Genomic DNA, 14315 nt, shown 5'->3' with positions numbered 1-14315 from the left:
GGCATTTCCCGGCAGAACAAGGAGGTTCGCCATGAACGGCAACGAATCACCGGCGGTGAGCGTGCCCGCGCCTCCCGCCTCGGCGCGGCACACGCCGGCCGCGAAGCGGGCACGCAAGGCCGCGCTGGCCGCTTTCCTGGGCGGCACCTTGGAATACTACGACTTCGGGATCTTCTTGACGGCGTCCTCGCTGGTGTTCAGCCACATCATGTTCGGGGGCGACGGATCGAGCGCGATACTGCTCAGCCTGGCGACGTTCGGGGTGGCCTACGTGGCGCGCCCGCTCGGCGGAATAGTCCTCGGGCACCTCGGTGACCGGTACGGACGCAAACGGGTGTTGCTCGCCACCGTCGTGCTCATGGGTACGTCCACGTTCCTCATCGGGTGCCTGCCGACGTTCGCGACCGCCGGCGTGTGGGCGCCGATCCTCCTCGTCGCGCTCCGGCTCCTGCAGGGCGTGTCGGCAGGGGGCGAGATCGCCGGATCGAGTGTGCTGGTTGTGGAACACGCTCCCGCGCGCCGCCGTGGGGTCTTCGGCTCCTGGGCGATCAACGGACCGAACGCCGGGTTCGTCGTCGCCGGCCTGGTCTTCATCGGCGTAGCCGGCATGCCACACGCGGCGCTGCTCGCATGGGGTTGGCGAATTCCGTTCTGGCTCAGCCTTTTCGTCCTCGGCGTCGCCTACTTTTTCCGGCGCTCCATCGAGGAACCCGAGGTGTTCGTCGAGCAGGTGGAAGCCGCCGACAGAGGGAGTGACCAGGCAATTCCCAGACTTCCGCTCTGGGAGTTGCTGCGCCACCAGGCCCCGGCCGTGCTCCGGGTCGCCGCCTGCGCTTTGTTCACCACCGTCAACACCATGGTCTCCGTCTTCGCGCTCACCTTCGCAACCGGCCCGATGCGACTTCCGTCGTCGCTCATGCTCGCGGTCTCCATTCTGATCAACACCATCGCCATCGGGCTCCAGCCCCTGGCCGGAATCCTGTCCGATCGTTTCGGCCGCCGACCCGTCATGCTGGTGGGCTGCCTCGGATGTATGGCCGGGATCTTCGGGTATCTCGACGCGATCTCCGCCGCGAGTCCGGTGGCGATCTTCATCGCCGTCATCGGCCTCACCCTGTTCTACACCATGGCCAACGGGGTCTATCCGGCCTTCTTCGTCGAGATGTTCGAAACACGTGTGCGGTACACGGGAACGGCCGTGGGGCTCCAGATCAGCCAGTTGGTCGCAGGCTTCGCGCCGGTCGTCGCGCTGGCCCTGGCCGGGGGAGACACGCGGAACTGGATCCCCGCCGCGGTGCTCACCGCCGCCCTGTGTGCGGTCTCCGTGGTGGCGATCTTCTTCGCCCGCGAGACCTTCCGCCGGACACTCTGAAACCTTTGCCACCACTCGGATTCGGGAGAACCGCCACCGTGAACCATCACCTCGTCGACCTGACTTTGCGCTTGCACGAACAGATGCCCGCGCTGCCCGCGCACGGCAGGAATCCGGTGCACCTGTCGGGGACCCACACCCACCAGAGCTATGCGGAAACCGCACGCCGGAATCCCTACAACGGCGACCGCGTTTCCTTCGTCAACGATTTCTGGCTGATCAACGGCCACTCCGGCACCCACATGGACGCGATCTGGCACGCCGATTCGGAGTCGGCCCAGACCATCGACGCCATGCCGCTGGCCTACGGGTTCGGGCCGGCCGTCTGGCTCGACTGTTCGGCGGCGACCGAACGAGACGGTTCCATCACCGCCGACGACCTCGACGCCGCGGCGGGGTCCGGCGCGCTTGAGCCTGGCGACATCGTCCTGCTGCACACAGGATGGTCACGCGTCGCGGACGAGGATCCGCAACGCTACGTGCAGCGACTGGTCGGACTTTCCCGGTCCGGTGCGGAGTGGCTGCGCGACAAGCGCGTCCGCACGGTCGGACTCGACAGCGTCAGCGTCGAGTCACCCGACACCGTCGAGTTCGCCACTGTCCACACCAACTTCCTGAAGCCGCACGTACTCTCTGCTGAGGTCGGCTACCGGGAACCGATCGGAATCATCGAAAACCTCACCGGCGTCGACCGGATCCCCGCACACCGTTTCCTGTTCTGCGGCTTGCCGTTGCCTTTCGCCGACGGGACCGGCAGCCCCATCCGCGCGGTCGCCGCAGTGGCACCGGAGTCTTCGTAAAATCCGGTCCACTATGACCGGATGTCCTTCACGACCACACCGGACTTGATCACGACCTTGATCTTGTCCGGATCGGTCAGTACGGCCGGATCCTCGAAGGGGTTGCCGTCCACGACGATGAGGTCTGCGAGCTTTCCCGATTCGACGGTACCGAGATCGGCAGCAAGGCCCATGATCTCGGCGTTCCCGATGGTGGCTGCGCGCAGTGCGTCCCGGAATCCGATGATCCGGGTCTTGAGTTCGATTTCGAAGGCCCGGCCGATTTGCTGTGGTCCGAGCAAGTCCGACCCCGAACCGATTCGCACTCCGGCGTCCCTCGCCAGCGATAAGGCTTTTTGCATCGCCTCGCCGACCCCGGCCATTCTCTCGAGAAGTCCGGGCCCGATGCCCCAACTCTCGCTGCGCCGGCGCATGACCTCGAGAACCATGAATGTCGGCACCAGGGATGCGCCCGCATTCGCCATGAGTTCGGCTGTCGGCTCGTCGAGGTAGGTGCCGTGCTCGAAGCAGGTGACGCCGGCGGCGATACCGCGCCGGATGGCCTCGGAGTTGTGCGCATGAGAGGTCACATAGGTGTGGCGGGCAGCGGCCTCTTCGACGGCCGCCTTCAATTCCTCGATGGTGAAGTGGACATCTCGGGGTCCGTCCGCGAACGAGACGACGCCGCCGCTTCCGTACACCTTGAGTTGCGTCGCACCTCGACGCAACGCGGTCCGGGCGGCGAGCCGGACACCGTCGGGACCATCGCAGACCAGCGCACGCTGGAACAGACCGGGAATGCACAGCGCGGCGTCGGTCATCCGGTAGGGAGTGTGGCCGCTGCCGTGACCGCCGGTTTGCGCGAGGGCAGGTCCGGACGGGTAAATCCGTGGCCCGCGAACCACACCCGAATCGATGGCCTGCACTATTCCGCCGTCCAGGCCCGCCAGGTCACGCGCCGTGGTCACCCCGGCGTCCAGTGCGAGCTCGCAGTTCTGGAAAATGCCGGCCGCCACACTCGCGATGGAGAGCAATCCCTCGTCTCTGATCGCGGCGACGGGAAGTGCCTGCCCCAGGTGAGTGTGAGCGTCGATGAGACCGGGCAGGCCGAAGTACGGGCTGAGGTCGAGATCCTCATCCCCAAGGCGATCGTCCGACCGCGTCGTGACCGCACCGAACCGATCCCCGTCGATCGTCACGGTGACGTGCTCGGCCGGATCGTCGAGGGTGGCGTCGTACAGGTGACCGAGGTGGAGAGAACGGGCCATCAGCTCAACATCCTTTCGGTGGATCGATCTTCGCCAGCTGTCGCACGACCGGACCGGAATTCGTTACCGCTGTCCGATGTGCGTTTCGCTGCCATCCGGCAGAGTTGCCTTATGCAATCCGACGTCGTCATCATCGGAGCCGGAGTGGTGGGCTCGTCGATCGCTCTGGAGCTTGCCCGCAACGGCCACAGTGTGCTCGTCGTGGACAAGGCCGGCGGTATCGGGCACGGATCGACCAGCTCGTCCAGTGCGGTCGTCCGGTTCAATTTCTCCACCTGGGCGGGCGTCGCGGCGTCCTGGGAGTCGCGATTCGCGTGGGAGAACTGGCGGGACCACCTCGAGGTCGAGGATCCGGCCGGCTTCGCTCGCTACGTCCGCACCGGCCTGGCCATGCTGGACGTTGCCATCGCACCCCGGCACACCTACCTGCCGCTGTTCGACCGAGCGGCCATCCCCTATCAGGAGTGGGACGCGTCCCGGCTCGCCGACAGCGTCCCCGGAATCGATGTCGGCCGATACTGGCCGCCGAAGCCGATCGCCGACGACCGATTCTGGGACGATGCCGACGATCGCCTCGGTGCCGTGTTCACGCCCGACGCCGGATACGTCAACGATCCGCAACTGGCGGCCCAGAACCTGGCCACAGCAGCGCGGCAGCGCGGCGCCGAGTTCCTCCTGCGCCGTGTGGTATCCAGCATCGAGCGCCGGAAAGACCGGGTCGGCACGGTCGTACTGGACGACGGCACCCGTATCGACTGCGGCATCGTGGTGAATGCGGCCGGCCCGTGGTCGGGACAGGTCAACGCGCTGGCCGGCGTCGGCTCCGACTTCACCGTGCGCGTCCGCCCGATGAGGCAAGAGGTGGCGCATGTGGCCGCTCCCCAGGACTTCACCGCGGACGGGATCACCATCGCCGACATGGACCTGGGTACCTATGTGCGCGGCGAGACCGGCGGCGCCTTGCTCATCGGCGGTACCGAGCCGGAATGTGATCCGTTCCAGTGGCTCGAGTCGCCCGAGGAGGCGAATCCGGCTCCGACGATGGCGGTGTTCGAGGCACAGGTGACACGTGCCGCCCGGCGACTGCCCGAGCTGACGGTGCCGAACCGCGCCCGTGGGGTCGTCGGCGTCTACGACGTCGCGGACGACTGGACCCCGATCTACGACCGCACCGAGCTCGACGGTTACTACGTGGCCATCGGCACCAGCGGCAACCAGTTCAAGAACGCGCCGATCATCGGCCGGTTCATGAACGAGATCATCAGCCAGGTCGAGAACGGCGCCGACCACGACGCCGCTCCCGTGCGGTTCGTCGCCGAGCACACCGGCGCCATGATCGACCTCGGCGCGTTCTCCCGCCGGCGGCCCCTCAATGCAGCCAGCTCCGGCACTGTCATGGGATGACGCCACGGCTAGGCTCGCGGCTCGTCGTGGCAGCGGTCGGCGGCCGCGAGCCTGCGCAGTTTGAGCCCCAGGTGCAGCATCAGACGATCGTCGCCGTCGTCGAGGCTGCAGCCGGTCAGCTGCTCGATGCGCCGGAGCCGGTGGTAGAGCGTGCCGCGGTGCACGCAGACCAGGTCCGCCGTGCGCTTCACGTCGCCGGCATTGTCCAGAAAGGACTCCAGGGTTCCCGCGAGTACCGGCTGATCGTGGAGCTTCGCCAACGCCGGCACGTCGGCCGCCCGCACCAGCTCGTCGCTCGGCATGCGCAGCAGGATGTCGTACGGGCCGAGGTATCCCCATCGAGCCACCTCGCCGAGGGCCGGGACGAGCCGCGCCGCGCGCACGGCGAGCAGCGCCTGGCGGTAGGAGGTGGCCACCAGCCCGAGATCCGTCACCGGCGCGCCGATACCCACGGCCAACCGGGCGTGCGGGCCGCTGAGAGCGCGGAATCGCGTCGTCATACGTCGCCCGACGGCGTGGAGAAGCTGCGTCGTGGGTTCCTCCGGCCGGGCGAGCAACAGCCAGGCGCGCGATCGGTGTGCGAAGACCAGCCCGGCGCCTTCCGGCAGGGCACGCAATCCGTCCTCGACGGCCACTTCCACGGCCATGTCCTGCCCTGCCTCAGGAAAGTGCTGCGCGGCGATGACCTGGTAGCACATCGGCTGTCCACCGAACAGCTGCTCGGCGCGCAACTCCTCCGCGGCCGCCGCCCTGGTTTCCTCGTCGGCGGACACCAGCTCGCGCAGAATCGAATTGCGGCGGGCCCTGGAGCGTTCGCGCACAAGCAGGTTGCGGTGGAGCACGACCCCGGCACGGGCCGCGGTCCGAGCCGCCATCTCGATTTCGTGTTCGCTGAGGCGGGCAGGTCCGTCGTCGATCAGCCACAGGAATCCGAGGAGATAACCGGCGGACCGCACCGGGGCGCAGAGCCGGGCCTTCAAGCCAGGGACCTCGACCCGCCCCGGCTCGGTCCACGTCGAGATGCCGAGTTCCAGCAGCGGGCGGCTGAGCTCGTCCGGAAGCGAGCGGTTCAGCACCGCGGTCACTCTGAGCGGATCCTGGTCGCCGAAGTGGCGGCTGACCGCGATAAGCCGGACGGACGGATCATCGATCGCCACCGAGCGCTGCAACTGCTCGGCGAGCTCTTCGACGAGTGATTGCACGTCTTCGTCTGCCATAGCGCGCCTCACAGGCGGACACCGAGTTCGTTCAGAGCGAATGCCAGCCATTCGGTCTCCTGCGCGATTTCGACCTCGACGGGCGTGGCCCAGCCGTGTCCCGCGTCGTTCCAGATATGCAGCAGGATCGGCGCGGTCCCCGCCTGTGCCGCCTGCATCCGGGCGGCCCATTTCCGGGCCTGCCACGGCGGGCACCGCGGGTTGTTGGCGCCGGCATCGACGTACACAGCCGGATAGCCGGTGCCAGCACGGACAAGGTGATACGGCGATATCGACAGGAGGTGCTCGACATCGGCCGTATCGCCGAACTCCCGCACCGTGACGCTGAGATATGACGACCGGAATGCGCCGAGGAGATCGGTGATCGGTACCCGGGGAACCACTACCCGCCACAGCGACGGTCGCTGGGTCACCGCGACGCACGCGGTGAGTCCTCCGTTGGAAAAGCCCGTCAACCCGAGCGCGGAACTCGACGTGGTACCGCTCGCGATGAGGTCTTCGGCGACTGCATAGAGATCGTCGTACGTGTTTTGCTTGCGGTCGCGGCGCCCTCCGTTCCACCAGGCGAGGCCGAACTCGCCCCCGCCGCGCAGGTGTGCGTGCACGTAGGCCCCACCCGCGTCGACGATCACCCCCGCCTGCATCTGGTAGACCGGCGAAAGACCGACGTTGAACCCACCGTGGGCGTAGACCAGCGTCGGCCGGTCCGGCCGTCCGTCCACATCGGACCGCGAGACGACGTGGTACGGGACGCGAGTCCCGTCCGCCGACGTCGCCCACCGGTCCTCCACGGTCACCCCGTCGAGCCGCACCGCCGGTTCGCGCAGCACGTCGAGCCGGTTGGTGGCGCGGTCATGCCGATAGACACCCCACGACGCCGTGAAAGTCGCGAACGGAAAAACGAAGTACTCCTGGCCGGCGCGAGCCACCAGTTGCATCAACGGTTGGGCCTGCTCGCCGATCGCACCCTTGCCGGGAAGTTCCAGACGGCACACCTCGGCGCCGTCCGGCGAGAGCACCCGAACGCGCGAGTAGGTGTCGACCCATTCCGACACGTACAGTTCCTTGCCCACGCGGGTAGTTCCGCGGACGACCGCAGCCGACTCTCCGACGATTTCGCGCCACGTTCCGGGATCGGCCGGGGCGACGGAATCCATCGCGACCGAAACTATTCGTCCTCGGTCGGCGCCGACCGTCGTCACCGCGATGTAATCGTCACCGACGATGTGTCCGTAAAACGCGCTGTCCGCCACGGTGACGAACGGCTCCCACGCCCGTCCCGTGGCGGACAGCCGGCAGCGAGCGAGCGCAACGGGTGCGCGGCGGCCGGCCACCGCGGTTGCCCAGCGTCCGTCGTCGGAAATCTGGACGAGGATGTACTCCCGGAAGTCCTCCGGCAGCGGGATCTTCTCCGGCTCCGTCGCGGCAGGTTCCCCGAGCCGGTGGTAGAAGACCTCCTGCCGGAAATCGGACAGCGGACCGACGAGGGCCAGATAGAAGAACGCCGCGGAGTCGGGAAGCCACATGACGCCACCGACCCAGCCGTCGTGCAGGACACGGTCGATGCAGTCCGGGAGCCGCGCGCCGGTGCGCACGTCGTACAACGCGATCTGGTTGTGTTCGCTGCCGTCCCGGCAGATCCCGATGGCCAGCACCTCGCCGTCCGGGGACGGTGCGAACCATGGCAGGGAGGGCGGCTCCGCGCCGGGTTCCCCGGCGGGGAATTCGACGACGATCCGTTCGTCCCGATATGGCTCGCGCCCGACCACGACGCGGGTCACGCCCGCCACAACCTCGGATCGGAACCATCCGGACTTGGTCTGTACCGGAACGTCGGCGAAGCGTGGGGCCCGATGCCGCAGCACCGACTCGCGCACCGCGTCCGGCTGTCCGCTGTCCCGCACATAGCGGGCCGCCAGCGCTGCTTGTTCCGCCTGCCATTGGCGGGTCTCCTCGCTGTCGTCCTCCAGCCAGCGGTACGGGTCTGGAACGGTATCGGGCCCCATCGCTTACTGACCGACCGCGACCGGCTGGAGCAGCTGGTTCCGTGCGACGATCGCTTCCTCGGTGGGTGGCACGAGAAGCGCACCACCACCTTTGACGGTGCCCTGGGCGAATTCGACATAAGGCCGTTGGCGGGCCTCGTATCGCGGGAACGCCGTGACGTGGTCTCCGTCCGATCGGTCGAGCTCCTCAGCGAGGAACTGAGCCCCGGTCATCGCCAGTGACGTGCCCCGGCCCGCGAGAGGGGAAGCGCAATGGGCGGCATCGCCGACGAGCGCGACCCGGCCCCGGTGCCAGGTGGGCAGGTGGATCTGGCTGATCGAATCGAAGTAGATATCGGGATCGGCGCGCACCGCGTCGAGGATGGTCTGAACCTTCCACGAACGACACTCGCCGAACTGGTCGAACAGGATTTGCTTCTGAGCTTCGACGTCGTGGTAGTCGTAGTCGAGAGGATCCGACGCGAACATCAGCAGACCGATTGCTTTGTTCTTGAACCGGGCTATCCCGGCCATGTGCCCGGGATAGCTGTACATGGGATTGATCCGCTCGGCTTCGGCATCGGCCTCACCGGGCATGTCGGTGATGGCGGTGTAGAAACCGAGATGCCGGATCCAGTCCTGCTCCGGACCGAACACGAGCCGCCGCACCGCCGAGTGCATACCGTCGGCGCCGAGGACGAGATCGAAGCTCTCCGAATTGCCGGAAGCGAACCCGACATCCACCCGGTCGTCGTGCTCGGCGATCGAGTTCACCGACTCGCTCAGCCGCAGGTCCACGATCTCGGGCAGCGTGTCGGCCAGAATCCGGGACAGGTCCTCGCGGGCGATCTCGATGTCGTCGGGCGAATCGCCGATATCGTCGGGCAACCGGCCGTAGGCCACGCCGTTTTCGTCGACGAAATGCACCTGCTCGGTCATCCGGATACGCGCGTCGCGGACCGCGGACAGGATGCCCATCTTCTCGGCGACTTCGATCGCATCGCCGCGGACGTCGATGGGCGAACCGTTGCCCCGGAGCCGATCGGCCCGCTCGACGATGGTGACGTGATGACCTCGCATCCCGAGGTCACGCCCGAGTGAGAGACCGGCGACGCCCGCGCCGGAGACAAGAATTTTCATGCGTTCTCCAGAAAGGTAATACGTAAACAACTCATGACCCGCCGTATCAGGATTCCAGGACGGCAAACCATTTGTCGGCGTTGTGCGACTCGAAGTGCTCGTTGATGTGCACAACCTGCCCAGCGCTGTTGATGTACCAGACCAATGCCGCCGGGAACCTGACCTCGGTCCCATCCGGGGCGGTGAAGGAATAGATGCACTGGAACACGAAGCCACCCGGGAAAGGCTGGTAGGTCACGCCCTCATGGTGGATATCGGTGTAGACCTCGTAGAGCGACCGCAAGCCCTCCTCGTGCACTGACCAGGTCACCTCTTGCCCCTGGCCAGGGACATTGTAGCTGCGCCACACCCGTGCCGCATCGCTCGGAATCAGCTTGTCCATCGTCGCGATCCTGTCTTCGAGCGTGCCGTCGCGGTTGCGCTCGTAGACATGCTGATAAGACGCTGCCAGCGCATCCATCTGTTCAAGATGGTCCCGAAGCTCATCGCCGGACATCGCCCGCCAGTCAGGCGGTGTCCAACGGCCGTTGTTCGGTGCGACCTCTGCACGGTCTTCAGTCATCTGGACTCCTACTGCGACGGGTGGGCCAGCACGAAATCGCGGAGCAACTGGGCGGTTTCCCGGGCGAACTCCATCGTGATTCCGTGGCGCGCCCCCGGAATCACCTCCAGCCTCGCCCGGGGAATCGCGTCGGCGATCTTTCGTCCGACTTCGGGACGAGCCGCGGGGTCGTCTTCGCCGTAGATGAGCAGGGTGGGCGCCGTGATTTCGGGTAGGCGGTTGGTGACGTCGAAGCCTGGGATCGCGGCCAGTCGCCGCGCATCCGCCTCCGGTGAGCGGTGGACCAATACCGACTTGAGTTCGGCCACCACCTTCTCGTCCGCTTGCCCGCGTTCGGACAGGGCGAAGGCGAGCATCTGCGCATCGCGCTGCGACGGCGACAGTTCGACGATCTCGGAAGCCACCGGTGCTTGCAGGGCCGTGGCGTCGGAGAAGGTCGCGCCGACCGTCAGCGATTGCACGACGTCGGGTACCGATACCGCGACCTGGAGGGCGATGAAGCCGCCGAAGGAGGATCCGAAGATGTGCGCTCGTTCGTACCCGAGTCCCCTGATGAGCGCGGCGCAGTCCTCGGCAAGGTCGGGAATGCCGTAGGGGTGGGGCGGGTTGACCGACGCTCCGGAATCGCGCTGGTCGTAGGCGATCGCACGGATCCCGTCACCGAGCTGGGGCCGGAACGTGTCGTACTGGATGTGGGTGCTTTCGCCGCCGTGCAGCAGAATCACCGGCTCGCCGGCACCGGACTCCGCGTAGGCGATCTCGATCTCGCCGGCCTTGACCGTCTTCATCGCAGTGGTCACTGCTGCCCCCCCGGAGTAGACGAACGTGCCGCGGCCGTTGGTCTCCCCGGGCAGGCGCTGCTCACTCGGCGATCGCTCGCTGATCAACTCGATGATGTAGTGCGTGACCGCCGTGTCACCCACGTTGCGGATGCGGTGCGGGGTGAGGGGCTCCGCGGTGCCGACCGTCTGGAACAGCACGAAGCCCGGCTCGGCCGCCAGTGAGATTCCCCAGTCGGGGTCGCCGAGGTTCTGCGCCACGGCCTGCCCGCTGTCCGGCCACAAGACCACGTGGTCGTAGTGGTGCTGGTGGAAGTCGAACATGCCGCCCGGCTCGAGCGTCATCGACCAGACGCGCACCCGGTCGTTCTCGAACACCAGGGTGTCGCCCGGGGCGCTCGGATAGGTGGACTGCACAACGCTCACATCCTTAAAGAGACCGATCGTCTCTTTAAGGTAGCCTTGATCCACCGTGATGTCCACCGAGGGGCGGATGTGAAAATCGGAGGCGTGCCGGAGAACGTGGAGGCCACGGAGACGACCAGTGCCGGCGCGCGACCAGCAGCGCGACCGGGCGGTCGTAATGCCCGGGTACGGTCACAGATCCTCGCGGCGACGACGGAGCTCGTTGCCCGGAACGGCGTGGCCGGCCTGCGTTACGAGGAGATCGCCGAACTCGCCGGAGTCAACAAGAACAGCGTCTACCGCAACTGGCCGGACCGCGCCGAACTCGTCCGCGACGCGCTGCTGCAGTACGCGGAGGACTCGGCACCTCTCCACGACTCCGGCAACCTTCGCCGCGATCTGGTCGACTTCTTGATCGTGTTCTCCGAGCGTCTGTCGAGCTCGACCGGCCGGGCCCTGATGCAGGCCGCCGTCGCGGCTCCCGGGAACACGGAACTCGATGAGGCGGTCCGGGTTGTTTACGACCAACGGCTCGCCACCGCCCGGAAGCGATTCGACAGCGCCGTCGACAAGGGAGAGATTCCCCCTGTTGACAGCTACTTCCTCACCGAACTGCTGTCCGGGCCGGTGTACCTCTACATCAACCGGCGACGCCACCCCTTCACCCGCGAGGTGGCGGAGAAGATCGTCGACATCGTCTTGGCCGGCATCCATGCCACCACGCCGTAGGGCTCCGACCGCAAGATCGGCGCGGCCCCGAAAAATGCGACGCATATCACCTTCATTAAAGGTCTGTACCACTACGTTGCCCTTGGCCATGTTGGTATGGATCAAGGAAAAATTTTTTCCGGATCTGGCAAACCCTTGAATGCAAATTGCCCGCCGCTTACGCTGCTGCGCAACCGCTTTGCCCCCGGGGGTCCCAGAAGGGAAATGAGCACGACGGTGGATACCGCTCGGCTGCGCAGCAGCTGGAACACGGTCGCGGATTTCGGCGGCGGAGTGCCATTGTTCTTCTATTCGACGCTGTTCCTGGCCAATCCGCACCTGCGCCAGATGTTTCCCGCCGGCATGTCGGCCCAGCGGGACAAGCTGGTCCGCGCGCTGGGCCGGGTCGTGTCCCACGTCGACGACCTCGACAGCGCGGTCCCGTTCCTGCGGCAACTGGGGCGTGACCACCGCAAGTTCGCGGTCACCAGCGAGCACTATCCCGCGGTGGGACAGGCGTTGCTCGCCACGCTCGAACACTTTCTGCGCGACGAGTGGACGCCGGACCTGGCCGCCGACTGGACCGCCGCGTACAAGCTGGTGGCCGACGTCATGACGACCGCCGCCGGCGAAGACGAGCGCAGTTCACCGCCGTGGTGGAACGCCGAGGTCCTCGGACACGAGCGGCGCACCCTCGACACCGCGGTGCTGACCGTGCGCACGGATCATCCGTTGACCTGGCTGCCGGGGCAGAGCATCGCGGTGGAAACCGAGCTACGGCCCCGGATCTGGCGGTATTACACGCCCGCCCGGCCACCGCGCGAGGACAACCTCGTCGAACTGCACGTCCGGATGGTCGATGGTGGGGCGGTCAGCTCGGCGCTGGTCCAAGGCATCACCACCGGTGACATGCTGCGGCTGGGATCCCCGGTCGGGTCGCGGCTCACGCTCGACCATGGCCGCGACATCGTGCTGATCTGCGGAGGCACCGGGTTCGCGCCGATGAAGGCGCTGCTCGGCCAGATCGCCCAGGAACCGGTGCCCCGTAAGGCACATCTGTTTCTCGGCGCCCGTACGGCGCGGGACTTCTACGACGCCCCGGCGCTGCGGGCGCTCGACAACGCGCTGCCGAGCCTGCGGGTGACCCCGGTCGTGTCCGACGACGTCCGGTTCTCCGGGGCAAGGGGCATGGTCGGGGAGATCGCCGTGCGGTACGGGCCGTGGGCGGATCAGGAAATCTACGTATGCGGTTCACCGGCAATGGTGGCGGGGACCTGTGAGCTGCTCTACGCGGCCGGCATCGGCGCCGAACGCGTCCGCTGCGAGGACTTCAGCGGTTATCAGGACCCGGTGGGGGCCGGGATCGACGTTCTGAAGAGGGGATAGGACGACCCAGCATGACACTTCAGGCAGGTGACCAGCGGCCACCCGCGGTCCGGCGGGTGCTCACCCCCGAGCGCATCCGCGGCATCACGTTCAGCAGGACCCCGTTGGGCCGCCGCGGTGTCGACCCCGACGAGGTCGAACTGTTCCAGCACCGGCTGGCCGAGGAGATCGCGGCAAGCGAGGCGGAGAACGCGCGGCTGCGCGCGGAGATCGACCGGCTCCGTGACTGGTACCGCAGCCAGGGCGAGAACGTCGACCCGGGCCGGCTGCAGAGGAAGCCGGACGTGGAGGCGGTGAACCTGCTGTCCGAGGCGCAGTTGCAGGCCGAGGCGTACATCGCGCAGGCGGAGGCGCAGTGCCGCAGGCTGACCGGCGATGCCCGTCGCCAGGCAATGGAACTGCTGTCGGATGCCGAACAGCAGGCGGAAATCGCGGCTCAGGAGGTGGCGCGGGCGCAGCACACCTCCCGCGACGACCGGCATGCCGCGGAAATCGAGGAGATGGAACGCAGGCTCGCGTGGCTGCGCGCCTTCTGTCATGCCGTGCAGGTCCAGCTGCACGCGGCGTCGGACGCGTTCGCTCAGGAAGTCGACAAGCTCGCACAGCTGCCGGAACAATTCACCCAACGGGATCGGAGACGACCTTGACCAGCATTTACGACCAGATCGGTGGCCAGGAGGCCCTCAGTGCGGTCGTCGATGAGTTCTACATCCGCGTCCTCGCGGACAGTGAGCTCGCGCCCTACTTCGCCGGTGCCAACCTGAACCGGTTGAAGGGCAAACAGGTCGAGTTCTTCGCCGGAGCCTTGGGTGGTCCGGACCACTATGCGGGTCTGAGCATGCGGGACGCCCATCGCGGTCGCGGTATCGGGCAGGCGCAGTTCGACCGGGTGGCCACACTGCTGTCGGAGTCACTGCTCGATGCCGGGGTGCCGCAGAACCTGGTGGACCAGATCCTCGCCGCGGTCGCTCCACTGGCCGGAGACATCGTGTCCCCAACGGTGCCGCGGCCGTAGGGCGGTTCACTTATCTTCGACGGAGGCCGACCTTGAAACAATCCTTTTTATAAGCCGGGAAGCAGAGCAACGATCTGCTGCAATTTTCAGATTAGCCAGAATAAAGGGCCTCCTTGATTATGCGGCCCGAGGCCCTCGGCGTCGGTCCAGCTGGTGCGAGCATGCACCGGTCATGCCGTCCAGCCACTGAGCCACACCCGTGACTCGGTGGCTGCCCAAAAAATCGGTCCGAATGCACGAAATTACCTCGTGGGCCGCATTGTGGTCCTTGAGCACACCGATTCTCAAGAAGACC

The 14315-nt window shown here is 66.7% G+C and carries 13 protein-coding genes; 7 read left to right on the top strand and 6 right to left on the bottom strand.

The annotated features are described in order from the left end of the window. Positions 1 to 31 precede the first annotated feature (31 nt). Complete coding sequence (locus tag GKO32_RS11830) at positions 32 to 1372, top strand: MFS transporter (protein WP_154756887.1); 1341 nt, start codon at positions 32 to 34, stop codon at positions 1370 to 1372. Between the two features lie 38 nt (positions 1373 to 1410). Then, the gene (locus tag GKO32_RS11825; RefSeq protein WP_154756886.1) at positions 1411 to 2172 is read left to right on the top strand and encodes a cyclase family protein; all 762 of its coding nucleotides are present in this window, start codon (positions 1411 to 1413) and stop codon (positions 2170 to 2172) included. An 11-nt stretch (positions 2173 to 2183) separates the two neighbouring features. Here GKO32_RS11825 and GKO32_RS11820 read toward each other — a convergent pair whose 3' ends face one another. After that, entirely contained in the window at positions 2184 to 3419 is a 1236-nt protein-coding gene (locus GKO32_RS11820; RefSeq protein ID WP_154756885.1) for a metal-dependent hydrolase family protein, read from the bottom strand. 111 nt (positions 3420 to 3530) lie between these two features. On the opposite strand from GKO32_RS11820, the gene GKO32_RS11815 reads away from it, so the two are divergent. Then, a complete protein-coding gene (locus tag GKO32_RS11815; protein WP_154756884.1) occupies positions 3531 to 4823 on the top strand; it encodes an NAD(P)/FAD-dependent oxidoreductase in 1293 nt (430 codons plus the stop codon). Positions 4824 to 4831: 8 nt separating this feature from the next. Here GKO32_RS11815 and GKO32_RS11810 read toward each other — a convergent pair whose 3' ends face one another. Genes GKO32_RS11810 through GKO32_RS11790 form a run of 5 tightly spaced genes read right to left on the bottom strand, consistent with a single transcriptional unit; the run spans position 4832 to position 10932 of the window. Then, a complete protein-coding gene (locus tag GKO32_RS11810; RefSeq protein WP_154756883.1) occupies positions 4832 to 6040 on the bottom strand; it encodes a PucR family transcriptional regulator in 1209 nt (402 codons plus the stop codon). A gap of 8 nt (positions 6041 to 6048) precedes the next feature. Beyond that, positions 6049 to 8046: a prolyl oligopeptidase family serine peptidase gene (locus GKO32_RS11805; protein ID WP_154756882.1), complete on the bottom strand. Its 1998-nt coding sequence runs from the start codon at positions 8044 to 8046 to the stop codon at positions 6049 to 6051. 3 nt (positions 8047 to 8049) lie between these two features. Next, the gene (locus GKO32_RS11800) at positions 8050 to 9165 is read right to left on the bottom strand and encodes an FAD-dependent monooxygenase (RefSeq protein ID WP_154756881.1); all 1116 of its coding nucleotides are present in this window, start codon (positions 9163 to 9165) and stop codon (positions 8050 to 8052) included. A gap of 46 nt (positions 9166 to 9211) precedes the next feature. Continuing rightward, positions 9212 to 9727 carry a hypothetical protein gene (locus GKO32_RS11795; protein ID WP_154756880.1) on the bottom strand — a complete coding sequence of 172 codons (516 nt, stop codon included), beginning with the start codon at positions 9725 to 9727 and terminating at the stop codon, positions 9212 to 9214. Between the two features lie 8 nt (positions 9728 to 9735). After that, positions 9736 to 10932 carry an alpha/beta fold hydrolase gene (locus GKO32_RS11790; RefSeq protein ID WP_312867811.1) on the bottom strand — a complete coding sequence of 399 codons (1197 nt, stop codon included), beginning with the start codon at positions 10930 to 10932 and terminating at the stop codon, positions 9736 to 9738. Positions 10933 to 11016: 84 nt separating this feature from the next. Here GKO32_RS11790 and GKO32_RS11780 point away from each other — a divergent pair, with 84 nt between their 5' ends. The 4 genes from GKO32_RS11780 (at position 11017) to GKO32_RS11765 (ending at position 14020) form a co-directional block, all read left to right on the top strand. Continuing rightward, positions 11017 to 11640, top strand: a complete 624-nt coding sequence (locus GKO32_RS11780) for a TetR/AcrR family transcriptional regulator (protein WP_312867810.1) — start codon at positions 11017 to 11019, stop codon at positions 11638 to 11640. A 204-nt stretch (positions 11641 to 11844) separates the two neighbouring features. Then, on the top strand, positions 11845 to 13005 hold the full coding sequence (locus tag GKO32_RS11775; RefSeq protein ID WP_154756878.1) for a globin domain-containing protein: 1161 nt from the start codon (positions 11845 to 11847) through the stop codon (positions 13003 to 13005). An 11-nt stretch (positions 13006 to 13016) separates the two neighbouring features. After that, positions 13017 to 13652, top strand: a complete 636-nt coding sequence (locus GKO32_RS11770) for a DivIVA domain-containing protein (RefSeq protein WP_154756877.1) — start codon at positions 13017 to 13019, stop codon at positions 13650 to 13652. Beyond that, positions 13649 to 14020, top strand: coding sequence for a group I truncated hemoglobin (locus GKO32_RS11765; protein ID WP_154756876.1), 372 nt, complete (start codon positions 13649 to 13651; stop codon positions 14018 to 14020). The genes GKO32_RS11770 and GKO32_RS11765 overlap by 4 nt, the downstream gene beginning before the upstream one ends. The last annotated feature ends 295 nt before the right edge of the window (positions 14021 to 14315 follow it).

The organism is Amycolatopsis pithecellobii (assembly GCF_009707865.1).
Classification (GTDB): Bacteria; Actinomycetota; Actinomycetes; order Mycobacteriales; family Pseudonocardiaceae; genus Amycolatopsis_E; species Amycolatopsis_E pithecellobii.
This window is presented reverse-complemented; position numbering and strand designations above follow the sequence as displayed.

What these genes read in the sequence shown, in the direction of transcription:
- GKO32_RS11830 (WP_154756887.1), top strand. Translation starts at nt 32, where the DNA reads ATGAACGGCAACGAATCACCGGCGGTGAGCGTGCCCGCGCCTCCCGCC.
- GKO32_RS11820 (WP_154756885.1), bottom strand. Translation starts at nt 3,419, where the DNA reads ATGGCCCGTTCTCTCCACCTCGGTCACCTGTACGACGCCACCCTCGAC.
- GKO32_RS11815 (WP_154756884.1), top strand. Translation starts at nt 3,531, where the DNA reads ATGCAATCCGACGTCGTCATCATCGGAGCCGGAGTGGTGGGCTCGTCG.
- GKO32_RS11810 (WP_154756883.1), bottom strand. Translation starts at nt 6,040, where the DNA reads ATGGCAGACGAAGACGTGCAATCACTCGTCGAAGAGCTCGCCGAGCAG.
- GKO32_RS11805 (WP_154756882.1), bottom strand. Translation starts at nt 8,046, where the DNA reads ATGGGGCCCGATACCGTTCCAGACCCGTACCGCTGGCTGGAGGACGAC.
- GKO32_RS11800 (WP_154756881.1), bottom strand. Translation starts at nt 9,165, where the DNA reads ATGAAAATTCTTGTCTCCGGCGCGGGCGTCGCCGGTCTCTCACTCGGG.
- GKO32_RS11795 (WP_154756880.1), bottom strand. Translation starts at nt 9,727, where the DNA reads ATGACTGAAGACCGTGCAGAGGTCGCACCGAACAACGGCCGTTGGACA.
- GKO32_RS11775 (WP_154756878.1), top strand. Translation starts at nt 11,845, where the DNA reads ATGAGCACGACGGTGGATACCGCTCGGCTGCGCAGCAGCTGGAACACG.
- GKO32_RS11770 (WP_154756877.1), top strand. Translation starts at nt 13,017, where the DNA reads ATGACACTTCAGGCAGGTGACCAGCGGCCACCCGCGGTCCGGCGGGTG.